General features: G+C 66.2%; 23 protein-coding genes, 1 tRNA gene and 1 pseudogene. 18 read left to right on the forward strand and 7 right to left on the reverse strand.

The features are described from left to right. From VFC51_08620 to VFC51_08655, 8 genes and pseudogenes are all read left to right on the forward strand, one after another. The coding region (locus tag VFC51_08620; protein HZT07080.1) for a DNA translocase FtsK at positions 1-709 on the forward strand (709 nt) is incomplete at its 5' end. Continuing rightward, positions 685-1,431: a glycosyltransferase family 2 protein gene (locus VFC51_08625; GenBank protein HZT07081.1), complete on the forward strand. Its 747-nt coding sequence runs from the start codon at positions 685-687 to the stop codon at positions 1,429-1,431. The genes VFC51_08620 and VFC51_08625, both read left to right, overlap by 25 nt. Continuing rightward, positions 1,413-4,268, forward strand: coding sequence for a YfhO family protein (locus tag VFC51_08630; protein ID HZT07082.1), 2,856 nt, complete (start codon positions 1,413-1,415; stop codon positions 4,266-4,268). The genes VFC51_08625 and VFC51_08630 overlap by 19 nt, the downstream gene beginning before the upstream one ends. A 45-nt stretch (positions 4,269-4,313) precedes the next feature. Next, positions 4,314-4,844 (forward strand): SMC-Scp complex subunit ScpB, encoded by a 531-nt coding sequence (gene scpB / locus VFC51_08635; GenBank protein ID HZT07083.1) that lies wholly within the window; start codon positions 4,314-4,316, stop codon positions 4,842-4,844. Positions 4,845-4,903: 59 nt separating this feature from the next. Beyond that, complete coding sequence (gene rplU / locus VFC51_08640) at positions 4,904-5,218, forward strand: 50S ribosomal protein L21 (protein ID HZT07084.1); 315 nt, start codon at positions 4,904-4,906, stop codon at positions 5,216-5,218. 52 nt (positions 5,219-5,270) lie between these two features. Further along, positions 5,271-5,528, forward strand: a complete 258-nt coding sequence (gene rpmA, locus VFC51_08645; GenBank protein ID HZT07085.1) for a 50S ribosomal protein L27 — start codon at positions 5,271-5,273, stop codon at positions 5,526-5,528. A gap of 40 nt (positions 5,529-5,568) precedes the next feature. Then, a pseudogene (gene rpmE, locus VFC51_08650) lies at positions 5,569-5,805 on the forward strand (50S ribosomal protein L31). 114 nt (positions 5,806-5,919) lie between these two features. Then, on the forward strand, positions 5,920-6,783 hold the full coding sequence (locus VFC51_08655) for a DUF1385 domain-containing protein (GenBank protein HZT07086.1): 864 nt from the start codon (positions 5,920-5,922) through the stop codon (positions 6,781-6,783). Between the two features lie 46 nt (positions 6,784-6,829). Here VFC51_08655 and VFC51_08660 read toward each other — a convergent pair whose 3' ends face one another. From VFC51_08660 to prfB, 6 genes are all read right to left on the reverse strand, one after another. Further along, on the reverse strand, positions 6,830-7,627 hold the full coding sequence (locus VFC51_08660; protein HZT07087.1) for a hypothetical protein: 798 nt from the start codon (positions 7,625-7,627) through the stop codon (positions 6,830-6,832). Positions 7,628-7,829: 202 nt separating this feature from the next. Then, positions 7,830-8,510: a bifunctional phosphoribosyl-AMP cyclohydrolase/phosphoribosyl-ATP diphosphatase HisIE gene (gene hisIE / locus VFC51_08665; GenBank protein ID HZT07088.1), complete on the reverse strand. Its 681-nt coding sequence runs from the start codon at positions 8,508-8,510 to the stop codon at positions 7,830-7,832. Next, on the reverse strand, positions 8,510-9,313 hold the full coding sequence (gene hisF, locus VFC51_08670) for an imidazole glycerol phosphate synthase subunit HisF (GenBank protein HZT07089.1): 804 nt from the start codon (positions 9,311-9,313) through the stop codon (positions 8,510-8,512). Before hisF ends, hisIE begins: the two co-directional genes overlap by 1 nt. Next, on the reverse strand, positions 9,307-10,059 hold the full coding sequence (gene hisA / locus VFC51_08675) for a 1-(5-phosphoribosyl)-5-[(5-phosphoribosylamino)methylideneamino]imidazole-4-carboxamide isomerase (protein HZT07090.1): 753 nt from the start codon (positions 10,057-10,059) through the stop codon (positions 9,307-9,309). The genes hisF and hisA overlap by 7 nt, the downstream gene beginning before the upstream one ends. Continuing rightward, entirely contained in the window at positions 10,053-10,703 is a 651-nt protein-coding gene (gene hisH / locus VFC51_08680; protein HZT07091.1) for an imidazole glycerol phosphate synthase subunit HisH, read from the reverse strand. The genes hisA and hisH overlap by 7 nt, the downstream gene beginning before the upstream one ends. Continuing rightward, positions 10,678-11,794, reverse strand: a protein-coding gene (prfB, locus tag VFC51_08685) for a peptide chain release factor 2 (GenBank protein HZT07092.1) whose coding sequence is annotated in 2 segments (ribosomal slippage) — positions 10,678-11,727 and positions 11,729-11,794 — 1,116 coding nt in all. Because the reading frame shifts where the segments join, the coding sequence is not laid out codon by codon here. The genes hisH and prfB overlap by 26 nt, the downstream gene beginning before the upstream one ends. 169 nt (positions 11,795-11,963) lie before the next feature. Between prfB and VFC51_08690 the strand changes: the two genes are divergently transcribed. The 7 genes from VFC51_08690 (at position 11,964) to VFC51_08720 (ending at position 17,917) form a co-directional block, all read left to right on the forward strand. Next, on the forward strand, positions 11,964-13,076 hold the full coding sequence (locus tag VFC51_08690) for an inositol-3-phosphate synthase (protein ID HZT07093.1): 1,113 nt from the start codon (positions 11,964-11,966) through the stop codon (positions 13,074-13,076). Positions 13,077-13,186: 110 nt separating this feature from the next. Then, a complete protein-coding gene (locus tag VFC51_08695) occupies positions 13,187-14,053 on the forward strand; it encodes a lysophospholipid acyltransferase family protein (GenBank protein HZT07094.1) in 867 nt (288 codons plus the stop codon). 83 nt (positions 14,054-14,136) lie between these two features. After that, positions 14,137-14,979: a lysophospholipid acyltransferase family protein gene (locus tag VFC51_08700; protein ID HZT07095.1), complete on the forward strand. Its 843-nt coding sequence runs from the start codon at positions 14,137-14,139 to the stop codon at positions 14,977-14,979. Positions 14,980-15,010: 31 nt separating this feature from the next. Beyond that, positions 15,011-16,207, forward strand: a complete 1,197-nt coding sequence (locus VFC51_08705; protein HZT07096.1) for a glycosyltransferase family 4 protein — start codon at positions 15,011-15,013, stop codon at positions 16,205-16,207. A 28-nt stretch (positions 16,208-16,235) separates the two neighbouring features. Further along, positions 16,236-16,901 carry a CDP-alcohol phosphatidyltransferase family protein gene (locus tag VFC51_08710; protein ID HZT07097.1) on the forward strand — a complete coding sequence of 222 codons (666 nt, stop codon included), beginning with the start codon at positions 16,236-16,238 and terminating at the stop codon, positions 16,899-16,901. A gap of 11 nt (positions 16,902-16,912) precedes the next feature. Continuing rightward, a tRNA-Arg gene (locus VFC51_08715) sits at positions 16,913-16,989 on the forward strand. A 58-nt stretch (positions 16,990-17,047) separates the two neighbouring features. After that, positions 17,048-17,917 (forward strand): deoxyribonuclease IV, encoded by an 870-nt coding sequence (locus VFC51_08720; GenBank protein HZT07098.1) that lies wholly within the window; start codon positions 17,048-17,050, stop codon positions 17,915-17,917. A gap of 96 nt (positions 17,918-18,013) precedes the next feature. Here the strand turns inward: VFC51_08720 and VFC51_08725 are convergent, their stop codons facing one another. Continuing rightward, complete coding sequence (locus VFC51_08725; GenBank protein HZT07099.1) at positions 18,014-18,643, reverse strand: uracil-DNA glycosylase family protein; 630 nt, start codon at positions 18,641-18,643, stop codon at positions 18,014-18,016. 105 nt (positions 18,644-18,748) lie between these two features. Here VFC51_08725 and panB point away from each other — a divergent pair, with 105 nt between their 5' ends. The 3 genes from panB to VFC51_08740 form a co-directional block, all read left to right on the forward strand. Further along, positions 18,749-19,582, forward strand: coding sequence for a 3-methyl-2-oxobutanoate hydroxymethyltransferase (gene panB / locus VFC51_08730; protein ID HZT07100.1), 834 nt, complete (start codon positions 18,749-18,751; stop codon positions 19,580-19,582). Next, positions 19,579-20,421, forward strand: a complete 843-nt coding sequence (gene panC, locus VFC51_08735; protein HZT07101.1) for a pantoate--beta-alanine ligase — start codon at positions 19,579-19,581, stop codon at positions 20,419-20,421. The genes panB and panC overlap by 4 nt, the downstream gene beginning before the upstream one ends. 78 nt (positions 20,422-20,499) lie before the next feature. Next, positions 20,500-21,535 (forward strand): HD domain-containing protein (locus VFC51_08740; GenBank protein HZT07102.1); only part of this gene is annotated, 1,036 nt, incomplete at its 3' end.

The raw sequence follows: 21,535 nt of genomic DNA on the forward strand, positions 1-21,535 counted from the left end.
CGGCATCCAGGCGCGCGCGCAGGGAGCCAAGGCAGCGGGAGATGGCGGGTCGCCGAACGCCGCCGACCTGCGACCCCTGCCGTACCTCGTGCTCATCGTCGACGAGCTGGCAGATCTGATGATGACGGCCCCCGAAGAGGCGGAGCGGGCGATATGCCGGCTCGCACAGCTAGCCCGGGCGACGGGCATCCACCTGATCATCGCGACGCAGCGACCCTCCGTCGATGTGCTCACCGGTCTGATCAAAGCGAACTTCCCAACCCGTATCGCGTTCGCTGTCACATCGCAGGTGGACTCGCGCGTGATTCTGGACACTGTCGGCGCGGAGCGACTCCTGGGCCGAGGCGACATGCTCTATCAGCCGCCCGACGCCAGCAAGCCCATTCGCGTTCAAGGAACCTACGTGTCCGATCAGGAGATCGAGGCGCTGGTGGAATACTGGCGCCGTCTGGGTGCGCCGCAATACGACGATCATGACCTCGAGGACGTGGATACGCTGGGCCAGGCACCGGAGCCAGCCAATGATGATCTTTTTGACCGCGCCGTCGCCCTGGCGCACGAGACCCAGCGCGTCTCGGCTTCCCTACTGCAGCGTCGCCTCGGGATCGGCTATCCTCGGGCTGCGCGCCTCTTGGACCTGCTCGACGAGCAGGGCATCATTGAGCCGTCGGACGACGGTCGCTCGTGGCGCGTGCTGCCGGACGATTAGTCCCGCGTGGAGTCTCCATCACTCAGCCGCAGTACCGGAAGCTCTCGGTCCTCATCCCCTGCTACAACGAGCGCGGGACGCTCGCGACGATCGTGCAGCAGGTGCGTGCGGTCGACACCGGTCTCGAGACCGAGATCATCGTCGTCGACGATGGATCGACCGATGGAAGCCGGGAGATCCTGCAGAAGCTGGCAGATGACGGGCTGGTGCGGGCGGCCTTTCAGCCAAAGAATGCGGGCAAGGGCGCCGCAGTCCAGCGCGCCCTTCAGGAGGCAACCGGCGACATTCTGCTCGTCCAGGATGCGGACCTGGAGTACGACCCCGCCGACTACCCTCTCCTTCTTCGACCAATCCTCACGGGTCGCGCCAAGGTTGTGTATGGCTCGCGGTTCCTCGGCGAGCATCGGGCCATGTACTTCTGGCACAGCCTCGGCAACAAGCTTCTCACCCTCGTCACCAACGTCCTGTACGACACCACGCTCACCGACATGGAGACCTGCTACAAGGTCATGACCGCGGACATCGCGCAGCAGATTCAGCTTCGCTCGCCCCGCTGGGGATTCGACCCGGAAATCACCGCCCGGATCTTGCGGACCGGCAATCGGATCTATGAGGTGCCCATCTCGTACGCCGGTCGCGAGTACGAGGAAGGGAAAAAGATCTCGTGGCGCGACGGCCTCGTCGTGCTGATCACTCTGATCCGTTGTCGATTCCTTCCATAGCGCGACGCCTCGGCCCGATCGGGGCGCTACTCGCCGCGACGCTACTCGCATACCGCGAGCTGCTTTCGCCCAGTTGGGTGCTCGCGGACTATGACGCGTGGACCTACTTCTACCCGCTCCGGGCGTACGCGGCACGAGCGGTGCGCGAGGGCCGCTGGCCACTCTGGAACCCGGATACCTTCCTGGGCGCACCGTTTTTTGCCAATCCGCAAACCTCGATGCTCTACCCGGGAACGGCCCTCTTCTACCTCCTGCCCCTCGCCTACGCGTACTCGCTGTCCATCATCGTCCACGTCTTTCTGGCCGGAGTCTTCACCTACGCATTCGCGCGCAGCGCGTGGGGCGTGCGGCGCGTGGCGGCGTTCATCGGCGCCGCGGGTTTCGCATTCGGCGGATTCCTCTCCAGCCAAGTTGGACACATCAATCAGATGAGCGCGAGCGCCTGGCTGCCGGCTATCGCCCTGTGCGCGGACCGCGCGGCCCGGACCCGCGATCCGCGATGGGCACTCGGCGGCGCCGTCGCCCTTGCAATCCAGCTCCTCGCGGGCCACGCCCAGGAGAGCTACATGACCGTCTGGGTCGTCGCGCTCCTGCTGCTCTGGCGTGGCACGATCGGTGCGGCGCCAGGATCGAGCACTCGCGCGCTCGGCGGGGCCGGACCCGACCACTGGTCTCCCCGGACGCTAGGCGCCAGCATTTGGGTCGGAGCCGTCGTCGTCGTCCTCGGCTTCGGCCTGGCGGCAATCCAGCTCCTCCCCACCGCGGAGCTGTCCGCGGCGTCGATCCGCGGAGGTGGAATGACGGACGCCGAGGCGGTCTCCTTCTCGCTGCCTCCGCCGTCCCTTGTCCGCAGTTTGATGCCCGGGTACTGGTTCAACCTACCCAGCGAGGAGCTCGGATACATTGGGGGAGTCGGCCTGAGCTTCGCAGCCCTGGCGCTTCTTTTCGGGCGTTGGCGGCCAACAATATGCGCGGCGGGCCTCGCAGCATTTGGCCTCTTCCTCGCGCTGGGCGGCGCGAATCCGCTCTACGTTCCGCTTCTGCACCACGTGCCCGGTCTCGCTCTGTTCCGGGTCCCGTCGCGCTGGCTCTTTGTCTATACCTTCGGCGCCGCGGGGCTTGCGGCGCTCGGCGCCGACTGGGCCCTGCGGCAACCATCGCCCGCGTCGGTAGAGGGAATGCCCAGCCCAACCCACGGGTTTCGCTGGCGCGTCGCGCTCCTGGGTGCGTTTCTCGCCCTGGCGGCCATGGTCGCGACGCCATCGATCGCCGCGGTGCATGGGCGGATCGCCGCCCTGTGGGTTGGTGCCCTCGCGATCCCCGTAGCGGGAGCGTGGATCGCCCGGCGGTGGCCCAGCGCGATCATCGGAGTTCTTCTTACGGCCGTCCTGCTGGGCGAGCTGATGTGGGCGGCTATGGACTTGCCGCAGCGCTATCCGGCCCCGGCAATGGTCATGGACAGCCACCGCGCGGTACCGACGTATCTCGCCGAGCGACACGCGGGGGAGCGCATCCTCAGCGTGGCGCCGACGGAGTACCGCTTGGAAGACGAGGATCAGCTCCTCCAGCGGTATCCCGGCCTCGCCCCCGGCGCCGTGTTCGCTTTCACCTCGGCTTTGAAGCTGGACGAAGTCATGTCGCCCAATGTGCCGCTGCGCTACGGCCTCTCCACCCTCGACGGGTACGACGGCGGCGTGCTGCCCTTGCGACGCTTCCTGCAGGTCGCTTCCCTCCTGGCGCCCGCCGATGAGCTTCGCGCGGACGGCGTGGTTCGGACGCGCCTTATCGCCGTCCCGGAGGCGCGACTCCTAAAGCTCTTCGACGTCCGCGCCGTCATTGCCAACGGTGCGTTCGACGTCGATGTGGCCGGAGTGCACTTCGACGTCGCCACGGCGCGGGCACTGGGCGACGGCCAATCGCTTCGCGTCGATCTCGCCACGCCATCCGTGGCCCAGGGCATCAGCATCCTCGGCAGCATCGACGGCCAGAGCGACCGGCCCGGCGAGGGACGAATGGTCGTGACCCACAGCGATGGGCTGCGGGAAGACGTCCCATTGCGCGTGGGCGAACGGGTCTTCCCAGCAACGGCGCCCGGTCCGGACAGCGCGCCCCAGCCCACCGCGGGACTGAGCCGCGGCGGACGCAGAGACACAGCAGTGCGAATCCCGCTGAATCCCGCGAGCCCCGTGCGGTCCATCCAGCTCGAGTGGACCGGTAGCGGCGCGTGGAGCGTCCGAGCAGCGACGCTGATCAGAGCCGACGGAACCCAGGACCAGCTCGTGCTGGACGCCGGGTTGAACCGCATCACCTTCCCCATCCTGAAGGTCTATGAGCCCGTTGACAGGAGGTCGGCCATCCCGCTGGTGCCCGATGCCGAGGTGGCTTCCGACGACGACGCGCTTCGACGGCTGAGCGCTGCCCCATCAGGCGACTTGGACCGGATCGTCTACCTGGCGCCGGAGACCGGCAATCCGCCCGCTGCGATCGGATCCGGCCGTGGCCAGGGAACGGCCACGTTTCGGCGTCGTTCGGGCCGACCGGAGCGGCTTGAGTTCGAGCGTGCCGAGGGAGGGGGCGGCGGATTTCTGGTTGTCGATGACGCATGGTTCCCCGGGTGGAACGCGGAGGTGGATGGGCGCCCGACACCCCTGTATCGAGCCGACGTCGACTTCAAGGCCGTCTATGTTCCGCCCGGCGCAGAGCGCGTTACCCTTACGTACGAACCAGCGTCGGTGCGATGGGGCGCAGCGGCGACTGCCCTGACCGCTCTGACGATGGTGCTCCTCTGGGTGTTCGCGGGACGATCGAGGCGGCAAGGCCAGGACGCGAGCGCCTAGCGCGCACAGGTCATGGTCGAGAGGACTTGGGAGGTGGACGCAGCCTTGACCGAATCGAATCCGGAGTTCAGTCAGCTCGTCGCGCAGCTCGTTGCAATTCTCTTCATCGCTGGGGAAGGCGCCGACCGATCGGCCGTGCAGCGAGCCCTCGATCTTTCGCGGGCCCAGCTCAACCGCGTTCTTCAGGCGGCGCGTGAAACAGCGATCCCCGGACTGATGGTTCAGGAGCACGGCGATCTCCTGCGGTTGGTGAGCCATCCCGACGTGGCCGACGCGGTCCGGCGATTCGTGCAGACGCCCGGCGCGGTCCGGCTCTCCGGCGCGTCGCTCGAGACGCTGGCCGTCATTGCCTACAGCCAGCCGACGACCCGGGCCCAGATCGCGGAGGCGCGCGGCGTCAACAGCGATGGCCCCATCGCGACCCTCCTGCAGCACGGATTGATCGCCGAGGCGGGCCACGCCGACTCACCGGGCCGTCCGACGCTTTTTGAAACCACACCCGAGTTTCTTACGGTACTCGGGCTGCGATCCCTCGACGACCTTCCCTCGCTCGCGCCCCCGTCCGATACGATATAATCCTTCCACCTAACGTTGCGTCGGGCTCCGATTCGTCGGAGCCCAGTCTGTGAGTTGACATGTTCGCCATCGTCGAAACGGGCGGCAAGCAGTACAAAGTGGCGCCCGGCGTCGCCATCAACGTTGAGCGGCTTCCATCGGAGCCGGGTGCGACCGTGGAGCTCGATCGTGTCCTCATGATCGGCGATGAGGGTAGCGTCCGCGTGGGAAACCCGTTTATCGGGGGCGCCAAGGTCACAGCCCACGTCGTCGAACACGACCGAGGCAAGAAGGTCGTCGTCTTCAAGTACAAGGCCAAGTCGAACTATCGACGGCGAACCGGCCACCGGCAGGCATACACCCGCCTGCGAATCGCGGACATCCTGTCGAGCTAAGCTCACCCCATATGGCGCCTGAAGCGCCGCTGCGGGCACGAAGGAGACACGTATGGCACACAAGAAAGGCATGGGCAGCTCGCGTAACGGACGCGACAGCGCCGGGAAGCGCCTGGGCATTAAGCGAGGGGACGGCGAAGTCGTCCTAGCCGGCACGATACTCGTTCGGCAGCGCGGAACGCCGGTGCGACCGGGCGTGAACGTCGGAGTTGGGCGAGACCACACCCTCTTCGCCCTCGTCAACGGTCAGGTCAAGTTCGAGAACGCGACGCAGGACCGCAAGCGCGTGAGCGTGTACGCACAGGCCTAGCCGCCTTTCCACCAACCGGCGGCGCGCCGAAAGGGACATCATGAAACAAGGAATCCATCCAGAGTACGTCGAGGCCACCGTTCATTGCGCGTGTGGCAATACGTTCACGACGCGATCGACGAAAGCGAACCTCCGCGTCGACCTCTGCTCCAAGTGCCACCCGTTCTTCACTGGCGATCAGCGGCTGGTCGACACCGGTGGCCAAGTCGAGCGCTTCATGCGGCGCGCGGCCCGTGGCCGTGGCGGCGCTCCACGGTCCGAGGAAGCGTCCGCCGCAGTCGGCAGCTAGCTCTACCCAGGCCGACGCGTGCTGGGCTGCTCTCTCGCATGCTGCTCCGTGACTCCTCTGCGCTTGCCGTCCTATGGTGGGCAGGCAGTGATGGAGGGGGTGATGATGCGCGGCCAGCGCTACATGGCGGTGGCAGTCCGAGCGCCGTCAGACGCCATCATTCTCAAGTCCACTGAGCTTCCACGCCGCCTGTATCAGGGGGTCATGGCGCGGATTCCGCTCCTTCGCGGCGCGGTAATGCTCTGGGACAGCCTCGGACTCGGAATTCAGGCGCTGATGTTCTCAGCCGATGTTGCCGTTGGCGACGAGGATGTGAAGCTCGGGAAGCCCATCGCGTGGTCGACCGCGGTGCTGGGCATGATCATCGGCGTCGGCGTGTTCTTCGTGCTCCCGGTCGTCGCGACGTCGTTCTTCCACGCGCGAATCGGTGGCTCGCTCGCCGTCAACGTGGCCGAGGGCATCCTCCGCCTGGCCATGCTCATCGGATACGTCTGGGCGATCGGGCTCATGCCGGACATTCGGCGCGTCTACATGTACCACGGCGCCGAGCACAAGGCCATCAACGCATTCGAGGCCGGCGCCCCCCTATTCACCAGCGACATCATGCCCTACAGCATCCGCCACCCGCGCTGCGGCACGAATTTTCTCCTCATCGTGGCGCTACTCGCCATCGCCGTCCTGGCGCCTCTTGGCCGCCCGGACTCGTGGATCGTGCTCGTCGGATCGCGCGTCGCCCTGATCCCGGTCATCGCCGGGCTCGCGTACGAGGTGATCAAATGGGGGTCGTCGCATCTGAATCAGCCCATTGTCGCGGCCATCATGGCGCCCGGCCTTGCGCTCCAGGGATTGACGACCCGGCAGCCGGACGCGAGCCAGGTTGAGGTTGCGGCCGCTGCGCTCCACGAAGTGCTGCGGTTGGAGCGTCCCGAGCTGCTGGGCGAGGACGCCCTCTCAGCGGCCGTTTAACGCTGGCGGCGCGTCAGCCGCGATCCCCCGCCAGGAATGGCCCGGTTCAGTCATCGTGGTCATGATGGCTTCGACCGGGTGGTCCGGAGTGCCGATGATTGTCGTCCCCCCAGCCGTTGCCCGGTCGGTCCCCACCGGACGGGTTGGCGTACCAGTCGTTCAGCGCCGTTCGCAGTGACGACTGCGATTGCCAGAATCGCTGCGGGTCCCATCCAGACTGATCCGCGAGATTGAGCCGACCGGTCAGCGTCAAGCTGCTTCCTGCCGCGGCATATGGCGCGTACGGGGCCTGGGCGAGCACTGGCCCTGGAGGGGCGTACATCTGGTACTGCGGCAGATACGACGGACTGAATGCGGCAGGCTGGGCGATCGGTGGCAGCGAGCCGGTGATGCGCGCACGGCCGTTGGCGCCGTCGAACGCGCCCGTCCCGCCATCGAAGCGGATTCGGGCGTCGATAGTCATCACGCCGGTGGGATTGCTGACGGTCCCATTGTCGATGTTCCCGTGCGCGGTGTTCCCGAAGCGATCGGTCAGCACGATGGAGCCGTCGAGGTCGCCACTGGCGGCGTCGGAAAATGACATGTCGGCATCCAACCGAAACGTTCCGTCAAACGGCCAGCCGCTCACCTGGCCCGTGAAGGACGCGCCCTGGTAGTACCGATTGCCAAGCCCGTCGGCGTAGAGCTGGCCGGGAGTCGCGCTCGTCGCAGTAAGGGTGACGGTGAAATTCGTGCGTGAGTCTCGGTCGTCGCGATCGTGGTCACCATCGTCCGCGAGCGCGACCGGCGCAAGAGCCATTGATCCCAGCATGACGACGCTGGCGACAGTCGAAAGAAACCGCATGTCGTCGCTCCTGATCGGAAGTCCCGTCATACACCAACGATACCATCACCGGATCACAATAACGACTTTGACTGACGGGACCGTGGCTCAGCGCGTCGCGATGGCCATGGGCGTGCGGCGCGATTCGATCCTTCGCGCTCAGGCTTTTCGGCGATGCTCAGGGCAGGCCCCTCGGTGTGGGTCAGTTTCGGGCAGCGCGCGGTCAGTGCCGCCGACGCGCCAGCTCGGCCCATATGTCGGCGAGTGACACCCCACAGGCCTCGAGCAGGACCAGCGAGTGGAACCACAGATCCGCTACTTCCCAGACGATCTCGTCGTGGGCGCCGTTCTTGGCGGCAATGATCGTTTCCGCGGCCTCCTCGCCGACCTTCTTGGCTACTCGATCGATGCCGGCTCGGAGGAGCTGCGCCACATATGAGCCCTCGGGCATCTCCGCGTGGCGCCCGGCAATCACCTGCGCCAACTCCTCGACGATGGCCGCGGTGGCGCCCCCGCTTTCAGGTCCGCCGGCGGTTGGCTCCGCGACGTCCTCTCCCGCTTCGTCTCGATGAATGCCCGTCGCGTCGACCGTGTGGAAGAAGCACGTCCGCTCGCCCGTATGGCACGCTGGGCCGTCGGGATCAACGTCCATGATGATGGCGTCCCCGTCACAGTCGAGGCGCAGTCGGCGCACACGTTGGTAGTTTCCCGATGTGGAGCCCTTGTGCCAGAGCTCCTGGCGCGAGCGGCTCCAGAACCACGCGTCGCCCGTCGCGATCGTCCTCTGCAGTGCCTCGCGATTCACGTACGCGACCATCAGCACGTCGCGGGTGGTCGCGTCCTGGACGATCGCGGGAATGAGGCCCTTGTCGTCGAATTTGAAACTTTGCGGTGACTCGGTCATCAGTTTGCCTCCGCGACCGTGGGGGATCTGGGTTCACTCACGTCGTCGATCGGTCGCACGGGTATACCGCGTCTGGCGAGGTAGGCCTTCACGTCGCGGATGCGCAGCGTCCCGTAGTGAAAGATCGACGCGGCGAGGAGCGCGTCCGCGTGGCCGACGGTCACCCCCTCGTACAGATGCTGGAGCGTGCCAACCCCCCCAGAGGCGATGACCGGCACAGGAACCGCGCCTGCAACGCGCGATGTCAGCCCAAGATCGTACCCGCGCTGCTGGCCATCGGCGTCCATGCTGGTCAGCAAGATCTCGCCGGCGCCGCGCTCGACGCCGCGTTTCGCCCACTCGATGGCGTCGATTCCGGTGGCCCTGCGCCCACCATGCGTATACACTTCCCAGGTTTCACCGCTCCGCTTGGCGTCGATCGCCAGAACGACGCACTGGCTTCCAAACTCCCACGCCGCTGCGCTGATGATCGAGGGGTCGGCCACAGCCGCGCTGTTGATGGCCACCTTCTCAGCGCCAGCGCGCAGCATCAGGCGCGCATCCTCCGTGGACCGAATCCCGCCGCCGACCGTGAATGGGATGAACACCCGGTCGGCCGTCCGTTCCACAACATCCACCATCGTCGATCGGGCATCGCTCGATGCCGTTATGTCGAGAAAAACGATCTCGTCCGCTCCCTCCGCGTCGTAGAGGGCGGCGAGGTCGACCGGATCGCCGGCGTCCCGGAGGTCGACGAAGCTGACGCCCTTGACCACGCGGCCGCCATCCACATCGAGACACGGAATGATGCGCTTCGTCAGCACGAGCGGACCTCGGCCGTCGTGGCGTCGCACGCGAGAATAGCCGCCCGCAGATCGATCCGTCCCGCATAGAGGGCGCGTCCGACGATTGCCGCGGCGGCACCCGTGTCGCGAATGGCCAGGAGGTCGTCGATCGACGTCACCCCGCCCGACGCGATCACATCGAACGGCGCCTGCGCGACGACGCCCTTCAATGACTCCAGGTTTGGACCCTCGAGCATCCCATCGCGAGCAATATCGGTAAAGAGCGCCCATCGAATTCCGATGCTGTGCGCCCGTTCGACCGCCTGCGCGACCGTCAAGGCGCTGGTGGCGAGCCAGCCCGCCGCGGCGACGCGGCCGTCACGGGCGTCAATGCCGGCCACGATTCGCTCGCCGTGCCGCTGGCAGAGCCGCGCGACCCACTCCGGGTCCGTAACGAGGGCGGTGCCCACGACCACCCGATCCGCGCCGGCTTCGAGCGCCGCCGCGATCGCGTCGTCGTTCCGGAGCCCCCCGCCAAACTGGATCGTGGCCCGGGTTGCTTGACGAATCGCGGCGAGCGTCTGCAGGTTAGCCGGTTCGCCCGCCTTGGCCCCGTCCAGGTCCACAACGTGGATCGTCGTCGCGCCGCTGGCTTCCCACTCCACGGCCGCATCTTCCGGACGCTCCCGAAAGACCGACGCGCGCGCAAAATCTCCCTGCGCCAACCGGACACATCGTCCATCGAGGATGTCGATCGCCGGAATGACCTCGAACGACCTCACCATTGAGCCGCCCAACGGAGAAAATTTCGGTAAATCCGCAGCCCGTGTCTGCCGCTCTTCTCGGGGTGGAACTGGGTGCCGAAAACGTTCGCCCGCCCGATGGCACTCGGAAACACGCCATCGTAATCAGTCGTCGCCAGAATGACCGACGCGTCTGTCGGTCGCACGGCGTACGAGTGGACGAAATAGAAGTAGCTGTCGTCGGGAACATCCTCCCACACGGGGTGTGGCGCCTCCTGGTGCACGACGTTCCAACCCATGTGGGGCACCTTCAAGCTCGTTTCCAGCCGCGCCACGGATCCGGGGAAGATGCCCAGGCACTCCTGGCCGCCCCCCTCCTCCGACCGTTCCATCAGTACCTGCATGCCCATGCAGACGCCCAGGTACGGCCGCCCGGCCTGGATGTACGCGCAAATCGCCTCGTCTAACTCGAGGCGCTGGAGGCTTCCCATGATCTGACCGGCCGCGCCCACGCCGGGCAGCACGAGGATGTGCGCATCTGCGACTGCCGCCGGATCGTCCGTGATCGACGGTTGAGCGCCAATCGCGCGGAATGCGCGAACGACGCTCCTGAGGTTGCCCGCGCCGTAGTCGACGACCACGGGCCGGAGTGCGCTTAGGTCAGGTGGCACGGAGTACGCCGCCATCGACGCTCCACCGAAGATACGCGTCGATGAAGCCGTCCAGCTCGCCGTTGAGGACGGCATTCGGGTCGCTGGATTCGTAACCGGTCCGCAGATCCTTCACCAGATTGTATGGGTGCACGACGTACGACCGAATCTGGTTGCCCCATCCCGCCTCGACATGCTCGCCCCGGAGCTGGAGCCGCTCGGCCTCGCGGCGTTCGGATTCCATCTCCAGGAGCTTGGCTCGCAGGATTCGCATGGCCGTCTCGCGATTCTGCAGCTGTGACCGCTCTGTCTGACACGTCACCACGATGCCGGTGGGAACGTGCGTCAGACGAACCGCAGTGCTCACCTTGTTGACGTTCTGCCCGCCCGGCCCGCCGGAGCGATACGCCTCGAACTTCACGTCCTCGGGGTTGATCTCGACCTCCGCGCTGTCGCCCACGTCGGGCATGACTTCCACGAGGGCGAACGACGTGTGGCGGCGATGTCCCGCGTCGAAGGGGGACTGACGCACGAGGCGATGGACGCCGCGCTCGGACTTCAGATACCCGAACGCATACGAGCCGCTCACTTCGATTGTGGCGCTCTTGATCCCTGCCTCCTCGCCGGGCGAGAGGTCGAACATCTCACACGCGAACTTGTTGCGTTCGGCCCACCGGAGGTACATGCGCAGCAGAATCTCCGCCCAATCCTGGGCGTCGGTGCCACCCGCTCCCGCGTGGATGGCCAGGATGGCATTGGCGCGATCGTACGGTCCGGAGAGAATGAGCTGAAACTCGAGGCGATCGAGGCGATTGCGCAGCGTCGGAATCTGCGCGGCGACCTCCGCGGCGATCTCGTCGGCGCCCTCTTCGATCGCCATCTCGAGCATGCCTTCGGCCTCTTCGAGGTCCACGCGCAACGCGCGCCACGGCTCGAGGTCTGTCTGGAGGTCGGACAGCTCCTTCAGGATCGCCTGTGCACGCTGGGGATCATCCCAAAGAGCGGGATCGGCCGCTTTCGCTTCAAGCTCGCCGATGCGCCGGACCTTGCCAGGCTCGTCAAAGACGCACCAGCAGGTCGGACAGGCGCTCGCTCAGCGCGCGCACTTCGCCTCGGATATCCTGCATGGTGCCACTCCACTCGTCGTCGACGCCGATTCGGCCGAATTCTATCAAATTTGGGGGTATCGGCATGTCCTTGACCGGTGCGCGCGGGTTCGTTTAGCCTGTAGCCCGCGAGGATGGGCCCGATGTTCGCTCGTGATCTCACTTTGTCGTCCTCGTGGGGAGCATCCGGTTGGGAAAAATCCGAGTCGCCATCATCGGCGTCGGCAACTGCGCGTCATCCCTGGTGCAAGGCGTCCACTACTACCGGGGTGCGAAGCCAGACCAGTTCATTCCAGGCCTCATGCACGTCAACCTCGGCGGCTACCACGTTTCGGACATCGAGTTCAGCGCGGCATTCGACGTCGACGCGGATAAGGTCGGCAAGGATCTCTCCGAGGCGATCTTCACCGAGCCCAACAACACGTACAAATTCACCGACGTCCCGAAATGCGGTGTGACGGTGTCTCGCGGCATGACGCACGATGGGATCGGCGAGTACCTGTCGAAGGTCATCACCAAGGCTCCGGGGGAAACCTCGGACATCGTCAAGATCCTTCGTGACACCGAGACCGACGTCGTCATCAACTACCTGCCGGTTGGGAGCGAGCAAGCCACCAAGTGGTACGTGGAGCAGATCCTGAACGCCCACTGCGCCATGGTCAACTGCATCCCCGTCTTCATCGCGCGGGAGTCCTACTGGCAGCGGCGATTCGAGGAGCACGGGCTGCCCATCGTCGGCGATGACATCAAGAGCCAGGTTGGGGCCACCATCGTCCACCGCGTCCTGGCGCGCCTGTTCCGCGAGCGAGGGGTCCGCCTGGAGCGCACGAGCCAGCTCAACGTCGGCGGCAACATGGACTTCTACAACATGCTCGAGCGGTCGCGGCTGGAGTCGAAAAAGATCTCCAAGACCAACTCTGTCACCTCCCAGCTCGACTACGACATGGGCGATGAAAACGTCTACATCGGCCCCAGCGACTACGTGCCGTGGCTCCACGACCGCAAGTGGGCGTACATCCGACTCGAGGGCCGCACATTTGGGGACGTACCGCTCAACGTCGAGCTAAAGCTCGAAGTGTGGGACTCGCCCAACTCGGCCGGGGTTGTGATCGACGCCGTGCGCTGCGCCAAGCTGGCGCTGGATCGCGGCCTGAGCGGGGCCCTCGAGGGGCCGTCGTCTTACTTCATGAAATCCCCACCGATCCAGCATTCCGACGACGACGCGAGGAAGATGGTCGAGGCTTTCATCGTCGGCGATGGACTCGCCGGCAGCGGACCGCACACCGACGGGGACGCGAGCTAAGGGGGTTGTCATCGAGCCCTGGCACGGCGGCTTGACGCTGGTGATTTTGCCGGAGGCCCGAGCGCGGTGATGTCGGGCGAAGCGGCCTCTACCGCGTGGGGAGCGTTCCCGTGATCTACTGGCTCCATCGGATTGGGGCTCCCCTCGCGCGATTGCTCCCATTGTGGTTCACCTACGGCGTCGCATCGATTGTTGCTCCGGCCGTTTTCCTCCTCTGGTCCGAGAAGCGCGAGAACGCGATCCGAAACATGGAGCGCGTGTTGGGGCCGGACTGCCATGACGGCGAGGCCCGGCGTCTCGCGCGGCGGGTCTTCGTCAACTACGCCAAGTATCTCGTGGACATGCTTCGCCTAACCGGTTACCGGCTCGACGACCTCGAGCGGCGCATCACGATCGATGGGTGGGAACATTTCGTCGAAGCGCGGGACCAGGGAAAGGGGCTGATCTTCATCGGCGGGCACATCGGAAACTCAGACCTGGCCGCCGCGCTCCTGGCGCAGCGCGGCTTTCCCGTGCACGTCATCGCCGAGCCCCTCCAACCACCGAAGTGGAACGAGCTGGTTCAAGCGGCGCGGACGGCCGTCGGCCTGCGGGTCCTTCCCATTGGATCGAACGCGATTCGTTTTCTCCGGGTGCTTCGCGAGCGCGGGATCCTCGCCTTTCTCATCGATCGTCCGCTCCAGGAGCAAGGGATTGCCGTGCGCTTCTTTGGGGACATGGTGCAGGTACCTGCCGGAGCGGCCGCCCTCGCGTTGCGCGCGGATGTGCAGATTCTCGGCGCCTACATCGTCCGGACCGGTAACTCCTACGTCGCGCACATCTCCCCCGCGATTTCGCTGCCGCCGACCGGCGACAGTCGCCGCGATCTCCAGGCCCTGACCCAGGCTCTCTTCGACTGGCTCGAGCGGGTCATTCGCCAGTATCCCGACCAGTGGTTCATGTTCCGCCCGATGTGGTCGGTTCGCGCCGATGGTTGACTTTCTCACGCATCCGCGCCTGCTGCCCGCCTGCCGCTAACTGATCGGTGGCGAACTTCCTCTTTTTTCGCGCCGCAGCCGCCGTGGTACCCCGGTTACCACGGTCCGTGCTTTGGATCGCCGGAATCGTCGCCGGACTCGCCGCTTACGCATTCGGAGGTCGGGCCCGACGCGCGTCGCTCCGCAATCTCGCGGCTGTGCTCCCAATGGCCGGGGAGCGAACCCTCCAGCGCTTCGCACGGCGCGCGTTCGTCCACGCGGCCTGGAGCTACATCGAAACCTTCGCGCTCCCAGCCCTGTCGCGCGAGCACGTGATCGCATCCTATTCGGTGGCCGGCTGGGAACACCTTGAAGAGGCCCTGGCGGCCGGACGCGGCGTCATCATGGTGAGTGCGCACGTCGGATCTCCTGTGGCTGCCGGGCAGGTCCTCGCCGTCCGGGGCGTCCCGACGAGCGTCGTGGTCGAGCCGATTCAGCCCCCGAGGCTCTTCCACCTGATGACCCGGGTCCGCGGGTCGTTTGGCCTTCGCTTCATCCCCTCAGATCGCTCGGCCGTCCGCGACATCGTGCGCGCGCTGCGTCAGAACGAAGTGGTGGGGATGATGTGCGACCGCGACGTGGCCGGGACGGGCATGCCGCTGGCGTTTTTCGGGAAGGAGACGTCGGTCACGACGGCTCCGGCGACGCTGGCGCTCAGGACCGGCGCCGCCATGCTGCCGGCGGTAGCATATCGGACGGGACTGTTCGCCGGCGCCGCGCGCATCGATCCCCCGATTGACATCCCGACTTCGGGCAGTCACGCCGCGAACGTCCGCGAGTTGACCGCCCGAGTCACTCAGCGCATTGAATCGCTCATTCGTGCGCATCCAGAACAGTGGGCGGTGTTTGAGGACATTTGGCCGTACGGTACAATGCCCCGGACGTGACCCGAATCAGCCCGTGAAACATGGCGCCGTTGTGAAGATCGCACTCGTTTCGCCATACGATTTCGCCTACTTTGGCGGAGTTACCGAGCACATCACGCACCTCGCTGCCCAATTTCGGCAGCGCGGTCATGACGTCCACATCATGGCGCCCTGCTCGGCGGCGCATGTCCCGGACACCCCCGCGCCGTTCCACCGACTCGGCCATCCGGTTCGCATTCCCGCCAATGGCTCCGTCGCGCGCATTGGCATGGGGCCGCGCCTGGGGAGCGAGGTCAAGCACGTCATGAGCTCAATTCCGTTCGACATCGTCCATCTTCACGAGCCGCTGCTCCCCGCGCTGCCGCTCTCCGTCCTCCGCGCCTCTCGCGCCACCAATATCGGCACGTTCCACGCCTACCGCCGATCGAACGTCGCGTACTTCTATGCGAAGCCTGTGCTGCAGTATTTCTTCGCCAAACTGCATGGACGGATCGCCGTATCTGAGTGCGCGCGAGACTTCGTCGCCGAGCGCTTCCCCGGCGACTACCGGATCATTCCCAACGGGATCGATTTCCCCGAGTTCAGCCAGTGCTCCGAGCGCATGCTCGGGTTTGACGACGGACGGCTGAACGTCCTCTTCGTCGGACGGCTCGAGAAGCGTAAGGGGCTCAGTGACCTCCTCCGCGCGTGGGGAGCCGTTCACGCCGCCTGCCCAAACACTCGGCTGATCGTCGTGGGAGGCGGCGGCGGGCTGAAGCACTACAGGGCCTTCCTTTCTTCCCGACACAGCGATGACATCACTTTTACCGGCGAGGTCTCGGATGAGGACCTGCTCCGGTACTACGCCACGGCGGACGTGTTTTGCGCACCGTCGACTGGCCAGGAAAGCTTTGGCATCGTGCTTCTGGAGGCGATGGCGGCGGGTCGGCCCATCGTCACGACGAGCATCCCTGGCTACCGGGAAGTCGTGACCCACGACCGGGAAGGGCTCCTCGTCCCGCCGAAGAACCCGGACAAGCTGGCCGAGGCGCTAATCCGTCTCCTGAGCAACGGCGATCTCCGTGCCCGACTCGGGGCCGCCGGCAGGAGCACCGCGGAAGCGTACTCCTGGGACCGCATCGCCGCGCGCGTCCTGGACTACTATGCGGAGACGATCCACCGGCGCGAGCTGCTGGCTGCGCTACGGCGGCCCCGGTTTCGTCGCGTTCGGCGGGTGGCGTCCGGCATGGCCCACTTGCTCTACCGGTAGGTTCGGTGACGTCAAAGCGGAGCGACGCGTGAGCAAAGATGGGCCGTCCGCGTCGATCTTGATCTCCGGCAGCCCGTTCTCGGCCGTGAAGCGACAGGTCCGCCGGCACGTGCTGACCATTGGCTCGGTAGTCGGGGCCACAGGTGTGAGCCCGAACGTGCTGACGCTCTGTGGGCTCGCGTTGAACGGTGTCGCCGCGGCGGCCGTCGTGGTGGATGCGCTGCCTCTGGCAGGAGCCATCTTTCTGGCTGCGAGCGCATTCGACATGCTGGATGGTGCCGTTGCGCGAGCGACCGCGCAGACCTCGACATTCGGGGCGTTTCTCGATTCCGTCGCCGATCGCTATGACGAGGCCGTGATGTTTCTGGCGCTCGCGGTCCTCGCCAGCCGCTGGAGCGACCCGGTGCTCGTGGGCGTCGCCTCGGTCGCCCTCATCGGGTCGCTGCTCGTCAGCTACACGCGCGCTCGCGCGGAAGGGCTTGGCCTGGATTGTGAGGTCGGGTGGCTACAGCGGCCCGAGCGAGTGGTCGTCCTGGCGGTGGGACTCATCGCGGCGCCTTTGATCCTGGCTCCCGTCCTGTGGCTGCTCGCCATCGTCACGAACCTGACAGTGATTCAGCGGATCCTGCACGTTCGGCGGCTCCTCGAATTGGCGCGCGAGGTCCAGCTCCCGAGCGAGGCGCGCAAGGTATAATCCAGTCACTTGCCCCCCTAGCTCAGCCTGGATAGAGCGCCGGCCTCCGGAGCCGGAAGCGAGGGTTCAAATCCCCCGGGGGGTACCATCGGTCACCGCCGAGCCGACCGTGGCGAAGCCGGCTCGCGCAGGACGTCGGGGCGCGCATGCGGATCGGGGCTCACGTGTCAGCCGCTGGCTCGCTGGTCAGCACGATGGACCGGGCTGCGACGATCGGGGCAGAGTGCGCGCAGATCTTCGTCGGAGCGCCCCAGCGATGGGCGCAGGCCCGCTACACCGACGATGACGTTTCCGCCTTCCGCGAGCGGGCTGGCGCGCTGGGCATCGGCCCGAACGTCGTTCACGCCCCCTATCTCGTCAATCTCGCGTCACCAGACCCCGCCCTGCGTGATCGCTCCATCGCCACACTGATCGCTCAAGCCTCCTGGTGCGATCGGATGGCCATCATGGGCTTGATCGTCCACGTGGGGAGCGGCAAAGGCCAGCTCACCCAGGATGAGTGCCTGGAGTTCGTCATCGGCGGCATCGAACAGGTGCTCGCGCAGTCATCATCGACGGCGTTCCTCATCGAGAACACCGCGGGCATGGGGACAAGCGTCGGGTCCAGCTTCGCCGAGATCGGCCAAATCGTTCGCGGCCTGGGCGGCGACGATCGCGTGCGCGTGTGCCTCGATACGGCCCACACGTTCGAGGCGGGATACGAGATCTCCACGCGCGATGGCCTGGAGCGCGTCCTCGACGAGTTCGATCGACACGTCGGCATCGATCGCATCGCCGCGGTCCATGCCAACGACTCCAAGACCGCGTTCGGGTCCAACGTCGACCGGCACGAAAATATCGGACGCGGCTGCATTGGGGAAGAGGCGCTGGGCTACTTCATGACCCACTCCGCCGTCCAGAACTTGCCCTTCTATCTGGAAGTTCCGGGCCTTGACGGCCACGGACCCGACCGCCCCAACATCGCGGCCCTCCGGCGCCTGGCAGGCCTGCCTAGCCTGCCCGAGGAAGCGGTTTGACCCGCTCCGGGAATTGGCGCCAGCGCGCTCCGGCCCGACGCTACCAAAACGTCCGCCCGCGGAAGCCCACCCGTGTCCGCGGCAGCGTCTACCCGGCTAGAGTCCGAGCGCAATTCTTTCTCGGCGGAGGATGGCGACCGCCTGGCTGATCTTCGCTCGATTCTCCGCCTTGTTGGCCCAGCGGCTCACACCCGACGAATGGGGAAACGGCACAACCGCCCGCCCATCCCGCTCGAAGCGGCGGCCAACGGCGTCGTCCAACTTTATCGGCCCGAGAAACGCCCGAATCGCCATTGATCCGACAAGGATGATGATGTCGGGGTCGACGGCGGCCAGCTCCGCGTCGAGGAATGGACGGCAGAGAGCGATTTCTCGCGCCGATGGAGCCCGGTCCCCGTTCCCGGACGCGCTGGGACCCGGAAAGCATCGCGTGAGCGAGCTGAGCCAGGCAGCCGAAAGAGAGGGCCATTTGTGACCGTCGCCCGGTGGGAAGCCCGCCGCCTCCAGCCAGCCGGCAAGCGTCCGGCCGGCCGGTCCCGCGAAATGCACGCCCTCCCGATGCGTGACGGGACCGGGCGCCTGGCCAATCACGAGCACTCGCGCGTCGCGCGGTGCGGCGATGATGGGCCGCGCCTCCACGAGTAGGGCGGCGTCCTGACACGCGCGGCACGCGGCGATGCGCTCGACGAGCGCCGCCAACCGACCGAGATCCGTTCGCCGTTTCACCGCGCTGATGGCTCGCTCCGCTCGGGCGGATTTCCGCTCGCCGAGCCCCAAGAGGGGCCGGATACAATAACCGTACGGTTCCTCCACGCCATGAGCGAGGGCTGCGTGAGCATCACCATTCAGCACATCCGATCGATGGCCGAGCGCGGCGAGCCAATCGCCGTGCTGACCGCATACGACTTCGCGGCGGCACGGCTCGTGGATGCCGCTGGCGTGCATATTATCCTCGTCGGCGATAGCCTCGGAAACACGGTGCTCGGCTACGCGAGCACGATCCCCGTCACGATGGAGGACATGCTTCGCCACACGGCCGCCGTCGTCCGCGGAGCACGGAATGCCCTCGTCGTGGGTGACATGCCGTTCATGTCCTTTCAGGAGAGCGAGGACCTCGCGGTCCACAACGCGGGGCGGTTCTTAAAGGAGACGGGCTGTCAAGCCGTCAAAATGGAAGGCGGCCGGTCCGTCGCGGAGCTCATCCACCGGCTTGTGGGTTTCGGCATCCCGGTCATGGCCCACATTGGCTTGACTCCGCAATCAACACACCAGATGGGCGGATACCACATCCAGGGTCGAACCGCCGAACAAGCGAAAGCCCTCCTGGCGGACGCCCTCGCTGTGCAGGACGCTGGCGCCTTCTCGGTCGTTCTCGAATACGTCGCGGCTCCGGTCGCCAAGCTGATCTCCGATCGCCTCGAGATCCCCACGATCGGCATTGGGTCTGGCCCCCACTGCGACGGCCAGGTTCTGGTGTTCCACGACATGCTGGGCATCGATCCTGGCTATCGCGCCAAGCACGCGAAACGCTACGCGGACTTGGGAGACACGATCCAGCGGGCGGTCGAAGCGTACGTGGAAGACGTTCGCACGCGCGCCTTCCCGGCCGCCGCCCAGAGCTTCGCGATGAGCCCGGGGGAGGAAGAGCAGCTCGCCTCCCTATGAGAATGGTCGAGACCATCGAATCCGTGCGGCGGGCCGTGCAATCAGCGTCGAAGCCGCTCGGGCTCGTCCCAACGATGGGGTATCTCCACGAGGGCCATCTCTCCCTCATTCGGACCGCCAGGGCCGAGTGCGACGCCGTCGTGGTGAGCATCTTCGTCAATCCCACGCAGTTTGGGCCGGGGGAAGACTTCGAGCGGTACCCGCGCGATCTGAATCGCGACCTTTCGCTCTGCGAGCGGGAGGGCGTGGACGTGGTATTCACGCCCAACGCGCGGGAGATGTACCCCCAGGGCTTCCGCACGTACGTCGACGTCACGGAGCTGCAGGATCGCTGGGAAGGCGCGAGCAGGCCGGGACACTTCCGGGGCGTGGCGACCGTCGTCACGAAGCTGTTCAGAATCGTCCAGCCACAGCGCGCATATTTCGGGGAAAAGGACTACCAGCAGCTCAAGCTCGTGCAGCGCATGGCAGCCGACCTCGTCCTTGACGTCGAGGTCATCGGATGTCCGATCATCCGGGAGCCCGATGGATTGGCGATGAGCAGCCGCAACGTTTACCTGGACGACGAATCACGGCGGCGCGCCGCGGCGCTCTTCGCCGCGCTCGCCGACGCCCAACGCGATCTGGCGTGTGGTGTGAGGTCCGCGGCGCGCCTCTGCACGGACATGCGGGCCGCCCTCGACCGCGTCGGTGGTATTGCGATCGACTACGTCGCGGTGGTCGATCCAGAATCCCTCGAGCCCGTCGACGTGGTGGCGAATGAGGCGCGCGCCCTCATCGCCGCGTGGGTCGGTGGCGTGCGGCTGATCGACAACGCCCCGCTGGTTCCACCCGCCTGAGCGGCCTCGTCGAGACTCGTGGCCTCGCCGGGGCCCGCGTCGAACCGATGCTATAATCCGCGCAGTAGGGGTGTCCCCATGGTCGAAGCAGCGGCCGACCAGAGCATCGGCGAGCTCATCCGTTCGGTTACGCAGTATCTCCCCCCAGCCGATGTCGAGATCATCAAGCGCGCGTACGACGTCGCCGCCGAAGCCCACCGGCGGCAGATTCGCGCCTCCGGCGACCCCTACGTCACCCACCCCGTCGCCGTAGCGCAGATCCTCACCGACATTCGTCTCGACACCGCGTCGATCGTCGCCGCGCTGCTTCACGACGTCGTCGAGGACACGACGGTGAGCCTCGCGGAGATCGAGCGCCAGTTCGGCGGCGAGGTCGCTCGCATCGTCGACGGCGTCACGAAGCTCGACCACGTGCAGTGGCCCACGGACGGCGCGCGGCCCGCCAGCGCCCGCGAGGCGGAGTGGGCCGAGAACGTGCGCAAGATGTTTCTCGCCATGGCGGAGGACCTGCGCGTCGTGCTGGTGAAGCTGGCGGACCGCCTCCACAACATGCGCACCCTCCAGGCGCTACCTGCCGAAAAGCAGCGGCGCATCGCGCAGGAGACGATGGACATTTACGCGCCCCTCGCCAATCGACTCGGCATCTGGGAGATCAAATGGCAGCTCGAGGACCTGGCGTTCCGCTACCTCGAGCCCGAGGAATACAAGCAGGTCGCGCGAGGTGTGCAGCAGCGTCGCGTCGAGCGCGAGCGGTACATCGTGAAGGCGGTCGACGCCCTTCAGCACGTGCTGGCAGAGCACGACATCCACGCCGAGGTCTTTGGGCGTCCCAAGCACCTCTTCAGCATTTATCACAAGATGCGCGATCGAGGCACGGACATCAGCCAGATCTACGACCAGCTCGCAGTTCGCGTGATCGTAGACACGGTGCCGGAGTGCTACAACGCGCTCGGGGTCATCCATGGCTTGTGGCACCCGCTGCCAGGCCAATTCGACGACTACATCGCGAGCCCGAAGGAGAGCGGCTATCAGTCGCTACACACCACGGTCGTCGCGCTGAACGGGCGCCCCCTCGAGATCCAGATTCGCACGCGCGACATGAACCAGGTCGCCG

Source organism: Chloroflexota bacterium (assembly GCA_035652535.1).
Classification (GTDB): Bacteria; Chloroflexota; UBA6077; order UBA6077; family SHYK01; genus DASRDP01.

What these genes read in the sequence shown, in the direction of transcription:
- rplU (HZT07084.1), top strand. Translation starts at nt 4,904, where the DNA reads ATGTTCGCCATCGTCGAAACGGGCGGCAAGCAGTACAAAGTGGCGCCC.
- rpmA (HZT07085.1), top strand. Translation starts at nt 5,271, where the DNA reads ATGGCACACAAGAAAGGCATGGGCAGCTCGCGTAACGGACGCGACAGC.
- VFC51_08655 (HZT07086.1), top strand. Translation starts at nt 5,920, where the DNA reads ATGATGCGCGGCCAGCGCTACATGGCGGTGGCAGTCCGAGCGCCGTCA.
- VFC51_08660 (HZT07087.1), bottom strand. Translation starts at nt 7,627, where the DNA reads ATGCGGTTTCTTTCGACTGTCGCCAGCGTCGTCATGCTGGGATCAATG.
- hisIE (HZT07088.1), bottom strand. Translation starts at nt 8,510, where the DNA reads ATGACCGAGTCACCGCAAAGTTTCAAATTCGACGACAAGGGCCTCATT.
- hisA (HZT07090.1), bottom strand. Translation starts at nt 10,059, where the DNA reads ATGGTGAGGTCGTTCGAGGTCATTCCGGCGATCGACATCCTCGATGGA.
- hisH (HZT07091.1), bottom strand. Translation starts at nt 10,703, where the DNA reads ATGGCGGCGTACTCCGTGCCACCTGACCTAAGCGCACTCCGGCCCGTG.
- VFC51_08720 (HZT07098.1), top strand. Translation starts at nt 17,048, where the DNA reads ATGCGGATCGGGGCTCACGTGTCAGCCGCTGGCTCGCTGGTCAGCACG.
- panC (HZT07101.1), top strand. Translation starts at nt 19,579, where the DNA reads ATGAGAATGGTCGAGACCATCGAATCCGTGCGGCGGGCCGTGCAATCA.